Source organism: Oceanospirillum sp., assembly GCF_982874595.1.
In genome coordinates, this window is record NZ_CEYNZH010000056.1 from 1 (window position 1) to 23,101 (window position 23,101).

The 23,101-nt window shown below is 49.8% G+C and carries 16 protein-coding genes; 10 read left to right on the top strand and 6 right to left on the bottom strand.

Going from position 1 to position 23,101, the window contains the following annotated elements:
• A partial coding sequence (locus AC4GL5_RS16075; protein ID WP_490383816.1) for a bifunctional diguanylate cyclase/phosphodiesterase occupies positions 1-3,018 on the bottom strand: 3,018 nt, incomplete at its 3' end.
• 112 nt (positions 3,019-3,130) lie between these two features.
• Positions 3,131-7,081, bottom strand: coding sequence for a PAS domain S-box protein (locus AC4GL5_RS16080; protein WP_490383817.1), 3,951 nt, complete (start codon positions 7,079-7,081; stop codon positions 3,131-3,133).
• Between the two features lie 297 nt (positions 7,082-7,378).
• Between AC4GL5_RS16080 and AC4GL5_RS16085 the strand changes: the two genes are divergently transcribed.
• The 8 genes from AC4GL5_RS16085 to AC4GL5_RS16120 all read left to right on the top strand — a co-directional run bounded on the left by AC4GL5_RS16085 (position 7,379) and on the right by AC4GL5_RS16120 (position 16,994).
• On the top strand, positions 7,379-9,292 hold the full coding sequence (locus tag AC4GL5_RS16085) for a PhoX family protein (RefSeq protein ID WP_490383818.1): 1,914 nt from the start codon (positions 7,379-7,381) through the stop codon (positions 9,290-9,292).
• Between the two features lie 260 nt (positions 9,293-9,552).
• Positions 9,553-12,351, top strand: a complete 2,799-nt coding sequence (locus AC4GL5_RS16090) for a monovalent cation/H+ antiporter subunit A (RefSeq protein ID WP_490383831.1) — start codon at positions 9,553-9,555, stop codon at positions 12,349-12,351.
• 2 nt (positions 12,352-12,353) lie between these two features.
• Positions 12,354-12,719 carry a Na+/H+ antiporter subunit C gene (locus tag AC4GL5_RS16095; protein WP_490383819.1) on the top strand — a complete coding sequence of 122 codons (366 nt, stop codon included), beginning with the start codon at positions 12,354-12,356 and terminating at the stop codon, positions 12,717-12,719.
• Positions 12,719-14,248: a monovalent cation/H+ antiporter subunit D gene (locus AC4GL5_RS16100; RefSeq protein WP_490383820.1), complete on the top strand. Its 1,530-nt coding sequence runs from the start codon at positions 12,719-12,721 to the stop codon at positions 14,246-14,248. The genes AC4GL5_RS16095 and AC4GL5_RS16100 overlap by 1 nt, the downstream gene beginning before the upstream one ends.
• Positions 14,248-14,751, top strand: coding sequence for a Na+/H+ antiporter subunit E (locus tag AC4GL5_RS16105; RefSeq protein ID WP_490383821.1), 504 nt, complete (start codon positions 14,248-14,250; stop codon positions 14,749-14,751). Before AC4GL5_RS16100 ends, AC4GL5_RS16105 begins: the two co-directional genes overlap by 1 nt.
• Entirely contained in the window at positions 14,745-15,014 is a 270-nt protein-coding gene (locus tag AC4GL5_RS16110) for a K+/H+ antiporter subunit F (RefSeq protein WP_490383822.1), read from the top strand. The genes AC4GL5_RS16105 and AC4GL5_RS16110 overlap by 7 nt, the downstream gene beginning before the upstream one ends.
• A gap of 72 nt (positions 15,015-15,086) precedes the next feature.
• Positions 15,087-15,479, top strand: coding sequence for a Na+/H+ antiporter subunit G (locus AC4GL5_RS16115; protein WP_490383823.1), 393 nt, complete (start codon positions 15,087-15,089; stop codon positions 15,477-15,479).
• Positions 15,480-15,869: 390 nt separating this feature from the next.
• Positions 15,870-16,994 carry a beta-ketoacyl-ACP synthase III gene (locus AC4GL5_RS16120; RefSeq protein ID WP_490383824.1) on the top strand — a complete coding sequence of 375 codons (1,125 nt, stop codon included), beginning with the start codon at positions 15,870-15,872 and terminating at the stop codon, positions 16,992-16,994.
• Between the two features lie 84 nt (positions 16,995-17,078).
• On the opposite strand, the gene AC4GL5_RS16125 is transcribed toward AC4GL5_RS16120, so the two are convergent.
• Positions 17,079-17,405 (bottom strand): hypothetical protein, encoded by a 327-nt coding sequence (locus AC4GL5_RS16125; protein ID WP_490383825.1) that lies wholly within the window; start codon positions 17,403-17,405, stop codon positions 17,079-17,081.
• A gap of 356 nt (positions 17,406-17,761) precedes the next feature.
• Between AC4GL5_RS16125 and AC4GL5_RS16130 the strand changes: the two genes are divergently transcribed.
• Positions 17,762-18,178, top strand: coding sequence for a hypothetical protein (locus AC4GL5_RS16130; RefSeq protein WP_490383826.1), 417 nt, complete (start codon positions 17,762-17,764; stop codon positions 18,176-18,178).
• A 42-nt stretch (positions 18,179-18,220) separates the two neighbouring features.
• On the top strand, positions 18,221-18,424 hold the full coding sequence (locus tag AC4GL5_RS16135; RefSeq protein ID WP_490383827.1) for a hypothetical protein: 204 nt from the start codon (positions 18,221-18,223) through the stop codon (positions 18,422-18,424).
• 287 nt (positions 18,425-18,711) lie between these two features.
• Here AC4GL5_RS16135 and AC4GL5_RS16140 read toward each other — a convergent pair whose 3' ends face one another.
• The 3 genes from AC4GL5_RS16140 to hutI all read right to left on the bottom strand — a co-directional run.
• Complete coding sequence (locus AC4GL5_RS16140) at positions 18,712-20,763, bottom strand: transglycosylase SLT domain-containing protein (RefSeq protein ID WP_490383828.1); 2,052 nt, start codon at positions 20,761-20,763, stop codon at positions 18,712-18,714.
• Positions 20,764-21,070: 307 nt separating this feature from the next.
• Positions 21,071-22,120, bottom strand: coding sequence for a formimidoylglutamase (gene hutG / locus AC4GL5_RS16145; RefSeq protein WP_490383829.1), 1,050 nt, complete (start codon positions 22,118-22,120; stop codon positions 21,071-21,073).
• Positions 22,117-23,101, bottom strand: a 985-nt coding sequence (gene hutI, locus AC4GL5_RS16150) for an imidazolonepropionase (RefSeq protein ID WP_490383830.1), incomplete at its 5' end; no start/stop codon positions are given. The genes hutI and hutG, both read right to left, overlap by 4 nt.

The following is a 23,101-nucleotide window of genomic DNA, read 5'->3' on the forward strand; positions in this document are numbered from 1 at the left end:
AGGATGATTCCAACGAACAAGCGCCTCTACTTTAACAGCACGTCCTTTCTGATCGACTACGGGCTGATAGTGCAATTCAAACTCTTTTCTCTCCAGCGCTGAACGAAGATCATTCTGTAGCAGCTGGCGACGCTCTGCTTCCTGCTGCATCAGGGGCGTAAAGAAACGATAGGTATGGCGACCCGCTGACTTCGCGGCATACATCGCCTGATCAGCATTCTGAAGCACCCGTGTTAGCTCCTCTCCATCATCAGGGAAGATGGTTACACCAACACTAGCCGAAATATGTGCCGCTTTGCCATTAAGGTCGAAAGTCTTCGACAAGGATTCAATAATTTTTTCCGCAACCTTGCCCACATCATCGACTGAAACGATAGAGGGCAGCATTACAGTAAATTCGTCGCCCCCAAGACGGGCAACAGTGTCAGATTCACGGGTATATTTTTTTAGCCGCTCAGCCACCATTTTAAGCAAGCTATCACCAGCTTCATGCCCCAGGGTGTCATTAACTTCCTTGAAATGATCCAGATCAATAAACATTAACGCGCCGCGATCTTTAGGATAGCGACGAGCTGATGTGATCGCCTGTGTCAGCCGATCATTAAACAGAACCCGATTAGGCAGACCTGTCAGAGCGTCATAATTGGCCTGATAGCGGATCAGCTCTTCTTTTTCTTTCCGGTCCGTAATATCGGAGAAAACCGCAACATAGTTTTCAACTTCATGATACCGGTTCCTCAATGCCGTGATCGATAACCATTCGACATAGAGCTCTCCATTTTTCTTACGATTCCAGACCTCACCCTGCCAGTTACCCGTGCTTTGCAAACTGGCCCACATCACCTTATAAAACTCATCAGACTGCTTGCCTGAACTAAGGATAGATGGTTTTTCGCCCAGCACTTCTTCTGCCTGATAACCGGTAATGCGGCTAAAAGCCTCGTTTACAGAAACAATACAATTCTGAGCATCCGTGACCACAATTGCTTCAGCAGTACTTTCAAAAACCGAAGCTGCTAATTTAATACGCTGATTACTGAGATAAGCTGCAGTTATATCCTCACCAAAGCCAGCAAGATTCTTAACCCGCCCCTGATCGTCATAAGTCGCAAAGGACAAACTTCGTACCCACTTTACGCTGCCATCTGGAAACTGAATGCGAAACTCGACCTGCAAAGGCTGACGGGACACAGTACTCAACTGATCAACCAAAGCCTTGTCCTCGACAACCACGTTGGAGAACAAAGGCTCTTGCCCGGTCAAAGCATCCTGTGGCGACAAACCTGTAACCTGACGATATCCGGGACTTAAAAACTCAACCTGACCACTCTCCGGGTCAGACAACCAGAAAAAACCGGGCACATTCTCGGCAAAAAGACGAAACTTCTCTTCACTTTCCACAAGCGCGGACTGAACTTCGAGCATCGAGGTAATATCAACCATATCCACAACGAAACAATCTTCGTTTTGGAAACGAATCAACTGAAGCCCAATAAGAAAAGTACTGATTTCGCCACTATCAACCCGGCGAAGCCTTAAGGAAAAGTTACTGAGATGCTTATCTTTCTCAACCCGCTCCAGAACCTCTTCCCTGTCTTCGGGCGAAGGATAGAGCTCAACAATAGAACGTCCAATCAGCTCCTCAGGCTCAATACCCAGCATACGTTTAGAAGAAGGATTACAGAAAAGAACCTTACCATCATCGGCTCGGGTGATCATGATCAGGCTTTGCGCAGCATCGGTAATCGCCGAGAGCTGTGCTTCCCGCTGCTTCAGCTCGCGCTCAATCTTACGACTGGAAGTTACATCCTGAAATGTACCGAACACCCGAACAGGTCTGCGATCAGTGCTAAGCTCGACAAAACCTTCCGAGTGAATCCAGCGTAGGTCAAAGTCAGCCCGCATCAGACGAAAATCAGCCTGATATCGCCCTCCCCGCTTCATCGCTTCATCAATTGATTGCTCAACAGTCTGACGATCATCGTCATGCACATACTGCATGTAACCATTTTTTGTAAGTGAGGGGTCGCCCTTTTCAAGTCCAAACAGACGATAAGCCTCATCAGACCAAAAAATATCACCCTTACTGATATTCCAGGACCAGTTACCGATTCGACCCACCCTTTGCGCCTGATCCAGCATCAGCTGTTGGTTTTCAATAAGACTGACAGACTTCAGCTCTTTAAGGCGCAGCCAGAGGATCAGAAAAATAATGCCAATAAGCACTCCGGCAGCTAACTCAATCCAGAGCCGGGAGGACTTCTCAACAAATGAATCTTCCCTGATACCGGCAACAATCTGCCATTGAGCACCGGGTAAAGAAAAGCTGTAAGTGATATCAGAAACACTGAACAGAGAGGGAGAACCAAAAAAAACAGAGGCCGGTTTTCCATTGCGAATCGTACGTACCGCAATATCGATATCCCTGGAAACCTGCCCCAACCCAGACGTTTCATACAACGGATTCAGCGCGATCGGGAAAAACAACAGGGCCGTCCTGTGCTGACGCCCACTGCCCTGCAAGGGCAACCACACATGCAGGAAATCAACTCCATTGGGCTCAGTCACCGGTCCTGAGACAAAAATCTTTCCGGTTTCGACCGCTTGGCGGGCAAGCTCAAAGTCCTGGGAGTCAACTTCAATAAAACTATCCAGCAGATCCAAGTTGATCGCATCAGGATATCGGTGAGTATATTGAAAGGAACTGGATATACGGTAAACCGTATTAACCATGTCATTGTTACTCAGAAAGAGGTTAGCTGTTTCCGCAAAATCCGCCTGGGAAATATCGGGCTTGATAGAAAGGTAGGCAGCAAGCCCCTGCAAACTGGCCAGGTTAGAGCGAATCACACTTTCGATGCTCGCCCCCGCCTCAGAAATACGGGCGCGAGTCTCTAAAACCCGTTTCTGACGCAATTGCTCTAAATAGGTTGACTCGACGTAGAAGGCACTGCCGATAACGGCAAAAGCGGCAAGAGCGGCAAAAAACCAGTTGAGCAAATAGGCACGACTGTTCACAAGGGAAGCCTTATTTATCTACGCGAGACGAGCAGTCTCGTTCTCAGGAGGAGCAAAATGCTAACAAAATCAAAAAGTAAGTGATACTTTCTTTGTTAAGAAACTCATTATGTCAGAACGAATTTTGATCCCTGTTAACATTATTTAGCAATTCCTGAACCAACTTTGACGGTGTGCTGCCTTTAACATGCTGATAGATTCTCGTCAGCTGCTGCTCGGTAAGCCCCTGCACCGTCTGAGCGGCGGAATACTCAGACGGCATCGTGATCAGTAAATCAACCTTAGACAAGAGGTCAGCATCGGCCAGATAGCCTAATAATTCATGGATAGGAAGATCATCCGCTTCAGAGTCACAAATCAATAACTGATACTGCCCCTGAAGGGCTGACTCAAGAAACCCAATACCGGTATCTGTAAATTCAAGATCACACCCCGCCAAAAGCTGCTCCAATTCAGGGCAACATATATCCATCTTGTCTCCCGAACACAAAACCAGTACCCGTAAATGGTCGGCACCAGTACCCGCCCCCTCTCTAGACTCAGACATGTTTTCAGAAACCGTCGGAAGGCAGAGCGTAAAGCAACTGCCCTCTCCTTTAATACTTTCGACACTCAACCGTCCTTTCATCAACTCTGCAAGCTGCCGGGTAATCACCAAACCCATTCCGGTGCCTTCAATATCACTATTCTCTGCATGAAGTCGGTTAAAAGACTCAAAAAGATGGGACAACTCATTTTCATTCATTCCAATCCCGGTATCACGAACATCAATACAGACTGCCGATTCACCTGACCGATAAACCTTAATGAAAACCTGACCTCCGGAGCGGTTGTACTTAATCGCATTCGATAAGAGATTCAATAAAATTTGCCGTAACCGCCCTGCATCGGCAAACACCGATAACCCTGACAGGCTTTGAGGGTCCATTGAAATAGCGATATCTCTTTGTGCTGCCAGTTGCTGGGTTACAGAACAGCATGCTTCGATCAGCGGATCCAGGGAAAGGACCTCAGACTGAAGGTCTATCCGCCCCGCCTCAATACGCTCAAGATCCAGAACCTCATTAATAAGATTCATAAGATGATTGCCAGCGACCTGTATCTCATCCAAAAAACCGCTCTGCTCTTCATTGACAACAGAATCAGAAAGCAAACCCGTGAAGCCGAGAATAGCATTCATCGGCGTTCTCAACTCATGGCTAACCCGAGACAAGAACTCGGTTTTCGCCCGACTGGCTTTCTCCGCAGAATCCTTGGCTCGCAATAATTGCTGCTGGGTTGCCGCAATTCGGGTATCACTATCAATAGCTGCAATCAGGTTTGCGCAGGTGGTAAACATCGGCTGCAAAAAACGGACTAACTCATGATCATAACCATTCGGGCGATTCGCCAGACCGATCATGCCGACCATCTGCTCACCTTTCATCAGAGGCACACCCATAAAGGCGTTCATATCAGGGTGGCCAGGAGGCAGCCCGCCTGCCCGTGTATCCGCTGACGGATCATTACAGATCAAGAGTTCACCGGTTTTAAGCGAATAACCAAAGAGGGTATCAAGGTTGTGGAACTCCATTCCCTCATCCCGCACTCGCTGAAAAAGGGCTTTTGTCTCTTCGTTCCAGGCAATATCCGTAATACTGTAGGTTTTCAGATAGGGGGAGCCATCAGCATTCCGAAGCACCTGGCCGATAAAACCGTATTCACTGTCAGTAAGGCTAAGTACCTCATCAAGCAGTGTTGAAAATATCTGGCGACGATCATCGCCAGCAAAATAACGCAACTGAGAGGTATAAATAGACGCAAGAAGTTTGTGATGGCGCTTAAGGCTTTTCTGCGTCTCAAGGCGCTCGGTAACATCCGTATACACTCCGAGCATTCCCAGCGTTTGATGATCCTGATCCAGAATTGGCAGGCGGCTAATCTCGATATAGCGCATCTTGCCATTATTCATGTAATAACGACCACTTCCGCTGACCGTTGGCAATCCCGTCTCAACGACAGTTCTATCGAGATTCTCAACCAGAGCCGCCTGATCCCGATTGACATAGATATCCCGCTCACTTTTACCAATAATCGCCTCTTCAGGGAGGTCAACATCTTCGCAATATTTACGATTCACACCGGCTATTTTGAGATCAGCCCCCTTCCAGTAAACTCCAATAGGAATAGTATCCAAAACTAACCTAAGCATGTTACGGGTTGCCAATAGCGTCTTCTCACTTGCTTTACGCTCTGTAACCCGCTGAATATGACCGATAATTCGAGTGACAACATCCTGATTCTGGAGAGGGTTACCCTGTATCAGTAACCACTCAACCTGACGATCATCATTTTCAATTCTGCACTCAATCGAAAATGACTCCTGGGTACTTATAGAGGTATGTATCGCACGATTAAGCTCGGAACGGTCATCTGCCTGCAATCGGCTAAAGAAGATACCCAGCCCGACAGGGCCGCGATCGGGATCAAGCCCATTGAGCCGAAGCGCCATTTCCGTAGCCATGACCTGGTCAGTACGTATCTCCCACTCCCAGGTACCTATAAAGGCAAAAGACTGGCTCATTTCCAGTCGCTTCTGAGCGTTGAGAAGAGACTTTTCTGACGCTTTCTGCTCACTGATATCACGGACAATCACAGTAAAAAAAGCGGCTTGACTGGTTTGGGTCTGGGAGATAGAGACGGCAACAGGAATAGCTCTACGATCAGCCCGAATCCCGGTTGCTTCAATCTCCTGCCCGCTGGCACTGGCCAGATAGTCCGCGGTGAGTCGTTCGCGTCCATCCAACCAGATGGAATCCTCCAGCAAGTGTCCCACCAGCCTATCCTGCTGACAGCCAAAAATACGGGTTGTCGCAGGATTACCACTGAGTATGACACCCTGACTGTCTACCGTAAAAATGGCATCCCAGGCGGTGTCGATAATCGCCCGGTGCTTCGCTTCGCGATCAGCAATTTCAAGCGTATTATGCTCATGCACCGCTTGCAGCTCTTCCGCAAGAATCTTCCGCGCCTGCTCCTCTTCGCGGCTTCTCGCTGCAGACCAGTAAGAAAGAATAAAGAAGAAGCTGAGACTGATCAGCACCACCAGCCCAAGAAAGCTGAGAAAAGTCCATTGCATTTTCCGCAGTAGCTTCAATCCTTCTTCAGCAGACTGCTCCAGAGCCAACCCCATCTGAAGCTGAGTTTCCCAGATCCAGGCACCAATTTTTCTTTTCCCATCTCGCCCCTGAAAAGGTTCCCGAACATAAATCCCAAAGTTTTGGCTGCCTACCTTTCCAGCTAAAGGCGTTTTTTTAGGCTCGGCTGGCCGCCGGTCAGCTAGCTTACCGAGCAAAGTGCCTCCGGAAAGCTCAACAGCTGGCAGAAAATCGTCCAGATCTCCCCGGCCTGGAGTCAACACGATACCGTCCCGATTAAAGGCATAAGCTTCACCCGTTTCAGAGAACGAAGACTTATGGAAAACCTGATTGAAACTCACTGTCGGATCAACTTCAAAAACCAATAATGCGACAGGTTTACTGGCGGCATCTTTCACCGCTGCAGCCACATAGATGGCCGAATGATCCTCCCCCATAAACCTTGCGGGATGAGTAATAACAGCCAAGCCGCCCCAAGCCTGTTTCAGGAGATAAGGAAATGCCGTCAGAGGCGTCGTTAAACCCATATAATCTGAACGATCAGTCGCAAGAATATTGTTTCCGGGTCCAACCAGATAGAAATGCCGAATCTCAGGGTCAGAAATAACAGGGCGTAAATAATCGACCAAAGAAAAACCACTGAGCTTTATAAGAGACTCGTTTTTACCTTCAGTGATGATGCGGGCATCACGAATCAGTTTCGGCTGACGCGCCCAGGAATAAACATAACTTCTTTTCGAACGCCCCCAGGCCGAGAGACTTTGATGCAGAGTACCAATCTGACTTTTCAGGTTTTGCTCTACCCGCTCATAGTAAAGAGACTGCAAATGGCTGTAGCTGCTATAGGCAGCCACTGAGAGCAGAGCAAAGACAAGCAGTAATGCATAAAATTTTGTCCATGGAATATTGAAAGAGAACTTTGGCAAAATTAAATCCTTGTCAGAGCAGCCCGAACAGTCTTAAAAATCGATGCAGTGTCCGAATGAGTCTATTAGGTACGAGTAAAATAAGTATGAGTTTTAGCCTAGCCGCAAAAGGCCAAGAAGTCATTGAAATATAACTTATATTCGGCACTCATCAGAGTTAAAAATCCCCCATTAAGAAACATGAAATGTCATTCACATGTCATAGGACTGTTACATTTAAACTTTAGCTTAATGATCTATATCAAATCCTGACCGCGCATCAGAGATTAAATATCAACAACTATATGGATCTGAGAGATGAGTAACTTTGAACAACAGGATGACCTGAATCACCCGGTAACCACAACACCAGAGTTCACCCGAATTATAGAAGAAGGCCTCAGTCGACGTCAGTTTATGGGCGGAGCTGCACTTCTCGGGCTCAGCACTCTGGCAGCAGGCTGCACCCCCATGGGTATTGGTTCCGGAACCGGCCATTCTTCGTCGATAGGCCCGGATATTGGCTTCAAAGCTATTCCCGCCTCAACTACCGATACCATTACCGTACCTGAAGGTTATCGATGGGAGCGTCTGATTTCCTGGGGCGACCCTCTGTTCTCCGATGCAGCAGAGTTTGCCGATGGCGGCAGGAACAGTGCCTATGATCAGGAACGCCAATTTGGAGATAACAACGATGGCATGAGCTTCTTCCCCTTGTCGGAAGACAGAGCCATCATGGCAATCAATAACGAATATACCAATTACGAATACCTGTTTTCTCACCAGGGTAAACAGATGTCCCGAAACGACGTCCAAAAGGCACAGGCCGCCCACGGGGTATCGATTATTGAAGTTCGAAAAATCAACGGCAGCTGGAAAGTGGTTAAAGACAGCCGATTCAACCGCCGCATCCATGCGAATACCCCAATGGAACTCACCGGCCCTGCTGCTGGCAGCAAGTTACTCAGAACATCTGCCGATGCTTCCGGAACAAAAGCACTGGGTACGTTTAACAACTGTGCCAACGGTCAGACCCCGTGGGGAACCTACCTGACCTGTGAAGAAAACTTCAACGGCTACTTTGGCAGTGACTCTCCGATTAACCTGGGAGCCGATGCAAAACGCTACGGTATTGGAGCAAAAGACGCGGGCTATCAATGGCACAAGCATGACAGCCGCTTTGATTTGTCTCAAAACCCTCAGGAACCGCATCGTTTCGGATGGGTTGTCGAAATCGACCCTCAGAACCCGGACAGCAAGCCCAAAAAACGCACCGCTCTGGGTCGGTTCAAGCACGAAAATGCGGCACTGACCATTAATAAAGATGGTCATGTCGTCGTCTATCTGGGTGACGACCAACGAGGTGAGCATCTTTATAAGTTTGTCTCTAAAAACCGATATAATCCGGATAATCAGGCTACCAACCGTGACCTGCTGGAAGAAGGCACTCTGTACGTAGCCCGATTTGAAGCAGAACCAGGCAAGGTTGCTGGCCGCGGACAGTGGATTGAGCTGACGTTTGGCAAAAATGGGCTAACGCCTGAAAATGGCTTTGCAGATCAGGCAGAAGTGCTTGTCTTCGCCCGTCGTGCCGCAACTCAGGTCGGTGCAACCACAATGGATCGCCCTGAATGGGTTGCGGTTCACCCATCAGGCCAGCAGGTATTCTGCACACTGACCAACAACAAAAACCGTGGCAAAGAAGGTCAACCGGTTGGTGGGCCTAACCCCCGAGCCAAAAACCATTACGGTCAGATTGTTCGCTGGCAGCCGGAAAACAACGATCATACGTCATCAGAGTTCAACTGGGACCTGTTCGTGATGGCTGGCAACCCAGAGGTTCACGGAGATTCAGCTTACGGTGGCTCCGCGAATATCAACAAAGACAACATGTTCAACAGCCCTGATGGACTGGGATTTGATGCCGATGGACGCCTGTGGATTCAAACCGATGGCAAATATTCCAATCAGGGAGACTTTGCCGGCATGGGTAACAATCAGATGCTCTGCGCAGATCCCGCAAGCGGTGAGATTCGTCGTTTCCTCACAGGCCCCGTGGCCTGTGAAATCACCGGTCTCACTTTTGCTCCGGACTATCGGACACTCTTTATTGGCGTTCAGCACCCGGGAGAAGACCTGCAACCGTCTCACTTCCCCGGTGGCGGTAAGAGCACTCCGCGCTCATCTGTGATTATGATCCAGCGGGAAGATGGCGGCATCATAGGCACATAAGTCAAAAGTTTAGTCAATTCAATACCTCTCAAGGGCAGCTTTAAGCTGCCCTTTTTAGTATTCTTCCTCTATATTTGTCAGTAATGGTGCCGTGCAGCGGCCCCAAAAAGCAGTTAGAATAAAAAAAATACACCTAATTATAATTATGAACGTAATCAATAAATTACGGTCAAACATCCCCCAAGCTGGCAAGTAACTATACGATCAATAAGACCGTTATCGATTGAACAACAAGATGGACAAAACAGGAGCTACCCTTGTTGAATGACCTGATCTGGATACCACTGTTACCCTTATTGGGCACCCTGGTACCCCTCTTTGCATCAAGGTTAAGCCGCAGTGCGTGTGCTTTCCTTACTGCAGGCCTTCCCGCCCTTGCTTTAGTTTTGGTTTTACAACTCGCACCGCAGGTGTTTGAAGGTGAAACCATTCGCCAGAGCCTTGAGTGGATACCTCTGATGGGGCTGGAACTTGCTTTCCGGCTGGATGGTTTAGCACTGCTATTTACCCTGCTGATTTTGGGAATAGGCTTGCTGGTTGTGCTTTACGCACGCTACTACCTGTCTGAAAACGATTCGATGGGTAAATTCTACGCCTATCTAATCCTCTTTATGTTCGCCATGCTCGGCGTGGTGATGTCCGATAACCTGATCCAACTGTGGATGTTCTGGGAATTAACCAGTATCAGCTCTTTCCTGCTGATCAGTTTCTGGGGACATAAGAGTGAAGCCCGCAAAGGTGCTCGTATGGCACTGACGATTACCGGTGCAGGGGGCCTGGCTCTGCTAGCAGGCGTACTTCTGATCGGTAATGTGGTAGGCAGTTACAGCCTGCATGATGTGCTGGCCAGCGGAGACCTGATTCGCGAACACACAACTTACCCTGTCATTCTGGTACTGGTACTTCTGGGAGCGTTCACCAAATCTGCTCAGTTTCCGTTCCACTTCTGGCTACCTCATGCGATGGCAGCCCCGACGCCAGTCAGTGCCTACCTGCACTCCGCCACTATGGTAAAAGCCGGTATCTTTTTGATGGCTCGTATGTATCCGGTTCTTTCCGGCACCGAGCTATGGTTCCTGATCGTTAGCATGACCGGCTTGGCTACCCTGCTTCTGGGTGCTTATGTCGCTCTGTTTAAACATGACCTCAAAGGCCTGCTTGCCTACTCAACCGTTAGTCATTTGGGTCTGATCACGCTTCTACTGGGTATGGGCACCGAGCTTGCCGCCGTTGCAGCCTTGTTCCACATCATCAATCATGCCACCTTCAAAGCCTCATTATTTATGGCTGCGGGTATCATCGATCACGAATCCGGCTCACGGGATATGCGTCAGCTGAATGGATTGTGGAAGTACATGCCTTACACCGCGACACTGGCAATGGTTGCAGCAGCCTCAATGGCAGGCGTGCCATTACTGAATGGCTTTCTATCGAAAGAGATGTTTTTTGCAGAAACCCTGCATCAGGACTCTCTGGGCTCCCTCTCCTGGATGGTGCCGGTCTTTGCGACCCTGGGTGGCGTTTTCTCTGTGGCCTACTCTCTGCGCTTTATCCATGATGTTTTCTTCAATGGTGAGCCGATCAATCTGCCTAAAACGCCTCATGAACCACCACGCTATATGCGGGTTCCGGTAGAGATTCTGGTAGCCCTCTGTCTTCTGGTGGGTGTGCTGCCTACATTTGTCATCGGCGACCTGCTCTATGCGGCGTCTGCGGCAACCCTTCAGGGCGCTGTTCCGGAATACAGTCTGGCGATCTGGCACGGACTTAACTTCCCTCTGCTGATGAGCTTTATCGCGCTGGTTGGTGGTGTTGCGGTTTATATCAACCGTAAGGAGCTATTCCAGTTTCAGGCTCAGTTCCCAGAGAACGATCCGAAGCTGGTCTTTGAAGCCATTATTCAGCTGATACACAAACAGATTTCACGGGTAATGGAGCTGGCCGAAAACGGCTCGTTGCAGCGCTACAGCTATATGATGCTGAGTCTGGCGATGGTGATGATGGCAGGCCCGCTGCTTGACCTGAATACCACGGCAGGTCACAGACCTCAGATTCCGGTGGATGCGATCTCCATCACAGGTGCTGTACTGCTGGCGATTGGCGCATTGGCCACTGTGATCTGGAACCGCCAGCGTATGGTCGCCCTTGTGGCACTGTCCGTTGTGGGTCTGATCGTATCGCTGATGTTTGCAAAATTCTCGGCACCGGATCTGGCACTGACTCAGCTGGCGGTTGAAGTTGTTACCGTTATCCTGCTGATGCTGGCCCTGTTCTTCCTGCCTCAGACCACACCGAAAGAGTCATCTCCGAAGCGCGTGGCGCGGGATCTGGGTATTGCCGCGATTATCGGCGGTATTATCGGCACTATCAGCTATGCACTGATGACCCGCCCGCTGGAGAGCATCTCCACCTTCTTCCTGGAAAACAGCAAGACCGGAGGCGGTGGTACCAACGTGGTCAATGTCATTCTCGTCGACTTCCGGGGCTTTGATACACTCGGTGAGATCACCGTACTGGGTATTGCAGCACTGGGCATTTTCAAGCTGATCGCCCGTATGCGGCTCTATATGCCCGCCAGTGATGGCGATGGCCGCCCATGGTCGAAAGACAGCCATCCGCTGATGCTTTCTGTAGTGTCCCAGAGTCTCCTGCCTCTGGCGTTACTGGTGTCCGCTTATATCTTCCTGCGCGGCCATAACATGCCTGGTGGCGGCTTTATCGCTGGTCTGATCACCTCGGTAGCCATTATTCAGCAGTACATCGCCCACGGTGTGGACTGGATTAAAGCCCGTATGAAGCTCGACTATCAGCTGATGATCGGTAGCGGTATCACTATTGCAGCCCTGACAGGTCTGGGGAGCTGGTTCTTCGGCCGCCCATTCCTGACATCATGGTTCGATCACTTCCATCTGCCTCTGGTGGGCGAATTTGAGCTGGCTAGCGCCATGCTGTTCGACCTAGGGGTATACCTGACTGTTGTAGGGGCAACCATGCTGATCCTGGCCAATCTTGGTAAATTGACGACCAGTGAACGTCCTGTTCTGAAGGAGCACGATTAATAATGGAAGGACTATACGCTTTCTGCGTAGGCCTGCTGACGGCCTGCGGTATTTTCTTAGCCCTTCGCGGACGAACGTTCCCCGTGGTTGTGGGCCTGACCTTACTCTCTTACGCAGTTAACCTGTTCCTGTTTGCCAGCGGCCGCCTGAAGCTGAATGCCGCGGCGGTATTGGGACAGTCAGAGCAATATAGTGACCCCCTGCCTCAGGCGCTGGTTCTGACTGCGATCGTAATCGGTTTTGCAATGACAGCTTTTGTTGTGATTTTGGCCATGCGTGCCCGAGCTGACCTAGGTAACGATCATGTGGATGGCCGCCTGCCGGAAACACCTAAGCCACGTCTCGCTCGACGCGCGGGAGGGCAATAATGCAACATCTGGCTATTCTTCCGATTTTGATTCCACTTTTTACCGGGGCCTTACTTCTGCTGCCCCCTTTCAGAGATATTTTGAGCCGTCAGCGTGGACTGGCTATTGTCTCGGTGATCGCACAAATTATCTTTGCGGCAATGTTGCTGGTTACTGCTGCTACCGAAGGCACCCAGATGTATGTATTAGGGGACTGGCAACCACCGTTTGGTATCGTACTGGTTGCTGATCGCCTATCAACTCTATTGGTCTTGCTCACCACTCTTCTCTGCTCCGGGGCCTTGCTTTACGCCTGTGCCGGTCAGGATAAGAGCGGCCAGTACTTTCACCCACTGTTTATGTTTCAGGTGATGGGTATTAACGGTGCATTTCTGACCGGGGATATTTTTAACCTGTTCGTATTCTTCGAAGTACTGCTGATCGCTTCATACGCCTTGCTGGTTCATGGCGGTGGAAAACAGAAGACTCAGGCGGCGGTTCACTACGTGATCTTAAACCTGATCGGCTCCAGCCTTTTCCTGTTCGGCTTAGGTATTCTGTACGGGACACTGGGTACGCTGAATATCGCAGATATGGCCATTCAGGTTCGCCATCTGGGCGAAGCAGAAGCGATTCTGGCAAAAGCCGGTGGCCTCTTACTGTTATTGGTCTTCGGCCTGAAAGCCGCCCTTTTACCTCTGCATTTCTGGCTGCCTCGTACCTACTCTTCGGCATCAGCACCTGTCGCCGCACTCTTTGCCATCATGACCAAGGTCGGCATCTACAGTATCTTCCGCGTACATACGCTGGTTTTTGGTGAAGAAGCAAACCTGCTTGCGGATATAGCCCTGCCGTGGATCTGGCCAATGGCAATGGGGACTCTCGCAATAGGTACGTTGGGTGTTTTTGCCAGTCCGACATTGCGCGTGATGACGGCTAATCTGGTGGTGATCTCTGCAGGTACTCTGCTGGTAGCCGCTGCTCTGCAATCCGAGCGGGCAACCTCTGCAGCGCTCTATTACATGCTGCACAGTACTCTGGTAACCGGCGCGCTCTTCCTGATTGCCGACCTGATCTCCCGTCAACGGGGTAAAGCCGAGGATCGCTTTGTGAAATCGCGTTCCATGGCTCAACCACGATTGCTGGGCTTCGCATTTGTGATCGCAGCACTGGCGATCATCGGCCTGCCACCCTTGTCTGGTTTTGTCGGTAAGGTCCTGATCATGCGTGCAGCGGAATCTACCGCTGAAATTATCTGGATCTGGCCGCTGATTCTGGTCAGCAGTCTGATGGCACTGATAGCAATTTCCCGCGCAGGTACAACCCTGTTCTGGCGCGTGACCACCGCGGCACAATCCAGTGAGGAGAAAGCTCATCCATTTGAAATTGCAGGTATCGCGATACTGCTGGCAGCCTCTCCTTTGCTGGTTATTTTTGGTGGATTTGTCACTGAATTCACGACTGAAGCGGCACATCAGCTTCACGACCTGACGCAATCCGTTAACGCACTGCTACCTGAAAGCACGACTCATACAGGAGGCGATCACTAATGTTTGCGTTAAAAGAGTCCCGTTTTCTTCCTATGCCGTTCCATAGCCTCCTGTTGTTTGCGGTCTGGCTGCTACTGAACAATACACTGGCCTTTGGGCATATTCTGCTTGCTCTCTTTTTCGGCTGGTCGATCCCTAAGCTAGTCTCCATACTCAAACATGGGCATCCAACGATCAAAAAACCCTGGCTGACCGTGCGCTACTTCTTTCTGGTGATGAAAGATATCATCACTGCAAATATCGAAGTCGCTGTCATGGTTTTGGGTCCATTAAAGAAACTCCAACCGGGCTTTGTAGCAATCCCTTTGGATATCACATCGGATCTGGGCGTCACCCTGCTGGCAAGCACCATCTCTCTGACTCCGGGAACGGTAAGTGCTGAAATCTCTGAAGATCGCAAGTGGCTTTATGTGCATGCGCTGCATATGGACAATCCACAAGAACTGATCGATCAGGCGAAGACGCGTTACGAGGCACCGCTGAAGGAGATTCTGGGATGTTAGATTGGGCTATTAATTTTACAGCCGCGATGATTTGTATCGCCCTGATCCTCAATCTTTGGCGGATGGTTCAGGGACCGAGTATTCAGGATCGCATTCTGGCACTGGATACCATGTGTATTAACAGCATTGCGCTGATCATCCTGTACGGCATCAACATGGGGACCGGGCTCTATTTTGAAGCAGCCCTGCTGATTGCCATGATGGGCTTTGTCAGCACTTCCGCGCTCTGCAAATACCTGCTGCGTGGCGACCTGATTGAATAAAAATACAAAGACTTTCTAACAGAACATAAGCAGGAGGACTCTCTCCTGCACTGATAAACATCAAGGTGAATTATGGAAACCTGGCTGGAGGGCTTAATCGCCCTTGTCCTAGTATTTGGCGGTACTTTCCTGCTGATCGGCTCGATCGGTCTGGTACGACTGCCTGATATCTATACCCGTCTGCATGGCCCAACGAAAGCAACAACTCTGGGTATTGCCGGCCTTTTGCTGGCATCCTCAGTCGTATCCAGTGTTAACCAGGGCTCAATTTCGGTTCATGAATGGCTGATCACGCTTTTCCTCCTGATCACCGCACCGGTATCCGCTAATATGATCGCAAAAACCGCAATGCACCATGATCTGCCTGCGTGGAAGCGTACTCAGGGTCAGGAACTGATCGAACCAGCCAGCCGACAGGCCCCACCGGACGATCACAATGAAGAGCGGGATACCAAACTTCCCTGATTCTTAGTCAAACCCGGGCAGCTCAACCGTTCAGGCACGGCATAAAATCATTGAAAAAAGCCCAAGTAACCCCGTAGGCCTCGCGTTTACGGGGTTATTTTTTTGTCTGTTTTAAACACGACCGTAGACCTGATGGGGCGATTAAGGCACAATAAATTCATACACACGTTTGAAACAATGTTTTGTTTGATGCTCTTTGCGGTGAGATAGAGTCGGTATTCCAATACAGGCTGAAACCAGTTGCCGTTTCTCACAAAATATAACTGAAACAGCTATGCCAGATTTACAGCCAATTAAATGAGCAGACCTTGCCCTAAGGCTGACAATAAGCATCGAAGAAACAACCTCAAGGACCGATGTTGTGCTGACTGATACAGGTGAAAAAATACTATGCAAAATAATGTTGTGATCAGCGGTGCTGGTCTGTGGAATCCGGAAAACGTTATTACGAATGAAGAGCTGGTAGAAAGCTATAACGCTTATGCCGCGCTGTACAATGAGCAACATGCCGCAGAAATTGAAGCGGGCGAACTGGCTGCCAAACCTTTCTCCAGTGCGGAATTTATCGAAAAAGCCTCCGGTATTAAGTCCCGCTACACTTTCGTTAAAGAAGGGATTTTAGATCCTGAGCGTATGCGTCCGGTACTGGAAGAGCGTTCTGATGAAGAGTTATCTCATCAGGCAGAAATGGCCGTCAACGCCGCTAAAATTGCTCTGAATGAAGCGAACAAAACGCCTGATCAGATCGATGCGGTTATCGTCTCCTGCGCGTACACACAACGCTCCTACCCGGCTATTGCGATTGAGGTTCAGCACGCACTGGGTATTGAAGGCTTTGGCTTTGACATGCTGGTCGCCTGCTCTGCAGCAACGTTTGCTCTGCATCGCGCCTATGAGATGGTTGCCGCAGGTACGGCAAAAGCGGTGCTGGTGATCAATCCAGAGCTGACCTCGCCTCAGGTGAACTATATGGATCGTGACAGCCACTTTATCTTTGGTGATGTGGCAACTGCGACCATTATCGAACAGGAAAGCAGCTGCGATTCTGAGCACGCCTACCGTATTCTGGGTGTTAAGGCACAGACCAGCTACTCCAATAATATCCGCTCAAACTTCGGTTATCTGTCAAGGGTTACCGATGTCGATCCTTACGCAGCGGATAAGCTCTTCCACCAGAACGGCCGCAAAGTGTTTAAAGAAGTGTGCCCGATGGCCGCTCAGCACATTACCGATCATGTCGCTGCAACCGGTAACGATAACAGCGATATCCGTCGCTGGTGGTTGCATCAGGCCAATATCAATATGAATACCCTGATCGGCAAAAAACTGATGGGGCGTGACCCCTCTGCTGACGAAGCCCCTATCGTGCTGGATGAGTACGCCAACACCGCTTCTGCCGGTTCTTTGATCGCCTTTAACAAGAATCACAAAGATCTGGTGAAGGGTGACAAAGGCGTGATCTGCTCCTTCGGTGCCGGTTACTCCATCGGCAGTCTGGTGATTGAAAAGCTGTAATCAAACGGCCGATAAATACTAACCATAAAAAAAACCGCCTTGCTGGCGGTTTTTCTATGGTTAATTAACACGTGCCACTGCGACTTAGCCCCGCCGGGTATTACTCTTTTCAAAATCAGTTACCAGCTTGTAGAAGCCAAAAAGGATCATCAGGATACCAATCGCTGCAAACCCATTAATTACCTGCTCTGCAAATTCATCAACGCTTAATCCAGAACTTTCCTGATAAGCAAAAGGCAAAATCGAAACGGTCATGAAATAAGGCTCACAATAAAAGAATAACCCTATCGCAGACAAGCTGACCCAAAAATTTCTGTGAAGTAACAGCAAAAATATCGCAATAGCCATCAGATAAAAGGAAGGATCATCAAGCATGCTATTAACAATTTCCATGAGGCTATAATCTGACATTATAAATCCCTCCCAAAACTTCGATTTTTGTCACTGCTTGCACTTCTTTCTGCTTGTTCCGATCGAATACGCTCGACCAAACCATTAGCTTTCGACTCTGTCTGAGCACGTTCCGTTCGAACCCGAGCCATCGGATTGTGGTTCCGTCGAAATGCGGGAGGCAGGTTGGATACTGAGGTTTCCGCAGAAGAGTGACTGGCGTTCTGTCTCGTTTTAATTTGGGAGACCTGCTTTACAAGCGCATACCAACAAAGAACGATTCCGATATACCGGGTGTATTCCATTACCCCCATTAAACTACCTAGCCCGTAATCATGCATCAGCACATCAGACTCATATATGAAGGTAAAGTAATAGTGGTCCAGATCCAGAAGGAGAAGGCCAAAAAACAGAATTTTTCCACTTTTGCTTTTCAGCCAGAACAAAAGCAGGAAAGCAGCAATAAGCAAAGCGAACACTGCCGGGTCACTGATAAGAAGCCTAATCGCGTCGTCCTGGGTTGCATCCATAAGAAGGTTCCTTTTAGTGAATTAGTAGGCCAACCCGAAAGATTAACGAAGGCTCATTTAAGAACAAATGACCACTCATGTCCAATAGCGACGTTTTACGCCCAGGCAGATAGAAACGATGAAAGCGCATTAACAACTGCTGAATCAGCGATCACGATTCTTACTTTTTGCCCGAAACAGCAGCAGGTACTCTGCAATCAGAAGGGCATAAAGAGCGGGATCATTGCCAAGCATTTTGCCACCGCAGAAGCGATCGTTGCTTAGGCCTGTAAGCGTAACGATAGTAGCGGTTTCTGGGTCAATGATATGTACACCTTCGACCTTGAGGCACTGTACCTAGTGGCTCTGGAATACCCGGAAACCTTACCGCTGTTTACCGGCTTTATCATTTCCTACTGGTATTTCGAACATCTGAACAGCCGTCTGCCGTTTCTGCAAGTACAGGGCTGGAGCGACAATCGCTACACGCCTACCTCTGGTGTGACGACCCATGTTCCACAGCCGTTTTAATTTTAACAGGCGGGATAAGGAAAATTACAAATCTCTGGCAGAATCCTGAGCGCTATAGGCGCTTTACGGTTGAGTGAACAACTGTCATAGCGCCTCGCTCAGGAAGAGCTTCATCGGTACAGAGCCTGATGGACGAGTTAAATACCGCGACACCAGAGCACCCTTAACTCAATCTACCGAACCAAAACAGCCCGCAGTTGCGGGCTGAATTCAGGCAAGTATCCTGCAAAAGGACCTAATTAAAAGGAGCCGCTCCCAAACTGAGCAGCTTCGGCAGAGATTAAAGGCTAATCCAGCACAGCCTCCCCATCTTCCGGCAAATTCAGCGCCAACAGCTGACGTTCGTTATCATCCAGCAGCCGGGCCGGTCGATTGGCCATCATGTCGTAGACCACACCGTATTCCAGTACGCGCTGAACGTAGATGCGGGTTTCTTCGTAAGGAATCACTTCTACCCAGATATCCAATGGCAGATGACCACGTTTTTTCAGCCAGCTTTTCACACGATACGGGCCTGCGTTATAGGCTGCGGTTGCATAGATACGGCTACCATCAAAACGATCCAGCATCTGCGCCAGATAAGCCGTGCCCAGCGCGATGTTCGTCGCCGGGTTATAAAGTTCTTTGGTTTTCTTCAGGCTCTGACGAATCTTCTTAGCGGTCTGTTTTGCCGTCTTTGGCATCAGCTGCATCAGCCCCATAGCCCCTACGCCGGAGCGCGCTAACGGATTAAAGGCACTTTCCTGACGGGTGATCGACAACGCCCAGTTCAGAGGGATCTTCTGCTTGTCGGAGAACTGCTGATACAACTCGGCATATTCCAGCGGGAAGCGCAGCTGCAGATCATTCCACTTACGAACCAAAGCGGCACCAGCAATTGCCTGAGAGTGCCACTGCCAGCTTCCCGCCAGATGAGACAAGGCATATTTCTGCTCATCATTCAGTGTTGGAAACAGCAGGTTCCACTCCTGACGGGCATAACCGAATTCTTCCAGTTGAATCAGCTCGTACATCCGGCGCACCGATGGCAACAGCAGAAGCCCTTGCTGAAGGCTCGCAGAGAAAGAAGCCGGTTCGTAATTCAAATTGAAGGGCTGTCCCAGCTGTTCTGATGCAAGAAAACCGTAATAGCTTCGGTCCACTGCAATCTCCGCAAACAGATCATCCTGTGACTTGCCTGTCATATTCTGCTCGGCAACCGCATGCCAGTAACGCCAACGACTGGTGACCTTCTCTTCATCGGGTAGCTTAGCGATCAGAGTCTGTACCTGCTGCCAGTTTTGCAGGCTTAAAGCGAGACGAATACGCCACTCGGTAATCTCGACATCCTGAAAATCCGGATCGATCCTGGCGACCAGCTCAGGGGCATCATCATAAAAGCGAAGCGCCAGACGAACACCCAGATAGTGATTCAGATCCGCTTTCTCTTCCGGGGTAAAGTTGAGATGATCCCGCAGGGATAACCAACGGCGAGCTGCCAGTCGCATATCCTTCTGCGCCAGCCGACGCACGGCATAATCCACGATAATGCGGTGGGTATAATTATTTGGCGAAAAGGTTTTAGGTTTTAGCCAGCGCTCCGGATTACTGCGCACCTGCCACAACAGGCGGGCACTTTTCTTACCATCGGGCTGATCGATCTTTTTCTCAGCGAAACGCGCCAGTGAGAAATTACGCTCGCGTACGGCATTCCAGAAACGAATCTCGGCAACCGGAGAGGTCAGACCGCCCCTACGCTGCCAATAGGCAAAAACGGAATCACAACTTTTCGGTTGCGATTCTCCCTGAACCCAGAGTTCAGTAACCCTGTCCAACTGAGTCGCCAGGTAGCCCTGTTTCATATCCGCTTTCAGCATCAGGCATTTATAGTGGTTGCCTCTGGGCTGAAACAATTGGTAAGCCTGACGGTATCCCGCCCAATCATCCCGTGCTGCCAGCGTATTAAGCCATTTCTGTTGAAGGGCTTCAGTCACCGGCAGATGCATATTCTGTTCTACAAAACGATTGATCTGTTCGGCACTCAGTGATTCCAGCTGTCGGGAGATCACCTGGGCTTCCAGATAGGGTTTTAACGGATAGTTTTCCAATGCATCCAGATTCTGACGCACCTGAGATAAGCGTCCTTTGGAAACCTGATCGGAAAGCTGCGCAAACAGCTGCCGCTGTTCCGCCAATTGATGACTGTGTACGGATGCTGAAGCCGGGTTGGCCGCAAGAATAATCGCGGCTGTCGTACCTAAAAATTTTACCCGCCCAAAACGTATCAGGCGGGGAATAAAATTCCGTCTCTGGGCTTGCTCGAAACAGGTGGATAACCAACCCTGTATTTGCTGTTGCATGGATCTCTCCTTAACGCTCCCTGAAACCTGATCTCTTTCGTGATCAGCCGCCACCCTGATATCTTCCCTGAGTATTCCCATTCGCTGAACAGGATTTTAATACTCACGGAAAGAGACACATCACACGCGATAACGGACGTTCAGCTTATGTAAATCAGTCTGAAAACCTGACATTCAAATAATAATGTAAGAGAAATATAACAATAGCTCAAACACAGGTTTCAAAAGAGTCTACAAAAAAGCACGGCAGGAGGACATAACTCACTAAAAATAAACCTGAAACAGCCATAAGGCTGCTTCTATACGGTTACCCGGGCAGCTCCTGAGGCAGTCCATGGGTTAGTTCCTGACTAATCTCCGCCACCAGCCTCGCAGCCAGTCTGGCAGTGCGATCATCGTCATCCAGCAAAGGATTACATTCAGCGATATCGGTCAGTACAACAGGCACATTGGCTGCAGCGGCTTCTTTCAGGATCAGGCGGATGATTTCACATCCGGTCACTGCATCCAGCCCCATAACGGACGGCGCGCTGACACCCGGGGCTACGGCCACACTGAAGGCATCCAGACAGATCGTCAGATAGAGGTAATCCAGCTCTGCCAGATAGTCTTTCATGTCTTGCCGAATCGCGTCCAGATCCGTGGCTTTACAATCACGATCCAGACGCCATTTAACCCCCTGCTCGCGGGCAAATTCAAACAACGCCTGAGTATTAGCGGTTTCGTTAACACCAATGCAGTAGTAATGAAACGCTTTGTTATTGGCATGGCACCATTGAGCGATCTGACGAAACGGCGTGCCTGAACTGGGCTGAATATCCGGATTGCGCAGATCCAGATGCGCATCCAGATTAACAATACCAATACGGGCACTCTTATCTTCAGCGTAAATATGCTGTGCCACCCCCTGATAACTACCCCAGGCGATCTCATGGCCACCGCCCAGTACAACAGGTTTAAGGCCATTATCCAGCAGGAAGCTGATTTTATCCGCCAGCTGATTTTGCGCGACTTCCATTGACGTATCGTCACAACGGATATCACCGGCATCCCAGGCTTTAACCGGCAGGTGCCAAGCGGCATTGGACAAGGCCCGGCGAATGGCAGCGGGGCCTTCTTTGGCTCCCTGTCGCCCTTTATTCCTGCGCACGCCTTCATCACAGGCAAAGCCCAAAATAGCAATACTATTCGGCTCAAAACCATCTGGCTTAAAAACATCCGACTCAAAAGCATCCGCGGGTAATGGGCTGATCTCCTGATGCCAGCGCGTGCTGACACCAGCCTCTTCGCTATCAACCCGACCAGCCCATACTGTCATATCTGCGGGGTTATCGGTCATCGGTTCACTCCGTTTCATTTTGCTTCCTGCCCTGCCAGCCAGATTTTTGACGGACGGTGCATATTAATGCCGTAGCTGAGTTCACTGGGGTGCTCGATTGGCCACAACACAAGATCCGCGTCATAACCCACTTTAAGCACACCTTTGCTGTTTTCTAACCCCAGTGCCTTTGCGCCATGACAGGTGGTGCCGGCCAGTGCCTGCTCCGGTGTCAGTCCAAATAACACACAGCTCTGATTCATCGCGAGCAGCAGAGATGCTACAGGCGATGTTCCCGGGTTCAGGTCGGTGGAGACTGCCACGGGAATATTGTGTTCAAACAACGCTTTTATCGGTGGCAGTTGCGTCTCTTTCAGGCAATAAAAGGCGCCTGGCAGCATCACTGCAACGGTTCCGGCCTGCTTTAATATCGGTAAATCTTCTTCAGCAAGATATTCCAGATGATCCACTGACAAGGCATTAAACTCTGCCGCCAGTACCGCCCCTTTGAGATCACTCAGCTGTTCAACATGGCCTTTTACCGACAAGCCGTGTTTTACCGCCGCTTCGAATAAGCGTCGGGTTTGTTCGGGTGAAAAACCAATGCCTTCACAGAACACATCCACCGCATCGGCCAGTTTCTGCTCTGCCACTAAGGGCAGCATTTCATTGATCACAATATCCAGATAGGCATCCGGGTCATGTTTGTACTCTGCAGGAACCGCATGCGCCCCCAGAAAGGTTCGCTTGATTGTAAGACCGGTATGTTCTGCCAGCTGCCCCGCCACCCTCAGCATTCTCAGCTCAGTTTCTGTATCAAGGCCATAGCCTGATTTGATCTCAACCGTTGTCACCCCTTCAGCCATCAGACGTTGTAAACGCTTTAAACCTGAAGCAAACAATTCTTCTTCAGAAGCTGCTCTGGTGGCGGTCACAGTACTCACAATGCCGCCGCCTTTACGGGCGATATCTTCATAAGACACACCCTGTAAACGCCACTCAAACTCACGGGCACGACTG

What these genes read in the sequence shown, in the direction of transcription:
- hutG (WP_490383829.1), bottom strand. Translation starts at nt 22,120, where the DNA reads ATGAAACGGAGTGAACCGATGACCGATAACCCCGCAGATATGACAGTA.
- AC4GL5_RS16085 (WP_490383818.1), top strand. Translation starts at nt 7,379, where the DNA reads ATGAGTAACTTTGAACAACAGGATGACCTGAATCACCCGGTAACCACA.
- AC4GL5_RS16115 (WP_490383823.1), top strand. Translation starts at nt 15,087, where the DNA reads ATGGAAACCTGGCTGGAGGGCTTAATCGCCCTTGTCCTAGTATTTGGC.
- AC4GL5_RS16125 (WP_490383825.1), bottom strand. Translation starts at nt 17,405, where the DNA reads ATGTCAGATTATAGCCTCATGGAAATTGTTAATAGCATGCTTGATGAT.
- AC4GL5_RS16135 (WP_490383827.1), top strand. Translation starts at nt 18,221, where the DNA reads ATGTACACCTTCGACCTTGAGGCACTGTACCTAGTGGCTCTGGAATAC.
- AC4GL5_RS16095 (WP_490383819.1), top strand. Translation starts at nt 12,354, where the DNA reads ATGGAAGGACTATACGCTTTCTGCGTAGGCCTGCTGACGGCCTGCGGT.
- AC4GL5_RS16110 (WP_490383822.1), top strand. Translation starts at nt 14,745, where the DNA reads ATGTTAGATTGGGCTATTAATTTTACAGCCGCGATGATTTGTATCGCC.
- AC4GL5_RS16100 (WP_490383820.1), top strand. Translation starts at nt 12,719, where the DNA reads ATGCAACATCTGGCTATTCTTCCGATTTTGATTCCACTTTTTACCGGG.
- AC4GL5_RS16105 (WP_490383821.1), top strand. Translation starts at nt 14,248, where the DNA reads ATGTTTGCGTTAAAAGAGTCCCGTTTTCTTCCTATGCCGTTCCATAGC.
- AC4GL5_RS16120 (WP_490383824.1), top strand. Translation starts at nt 15,870, where the DNA reads ATGCAAAATAATGTTGTGATCAGCGGTGCTGGTCTGTGGAATCCGGAA.
- AC4GL5_RS16140 (WP_490383828.1), bottom strand. Translation starts at nt 20,763, where the DNA reads ATGCAACAGCAAATACAGGGTTGGTTATCCACCTGTTTCGAGCAAGCC.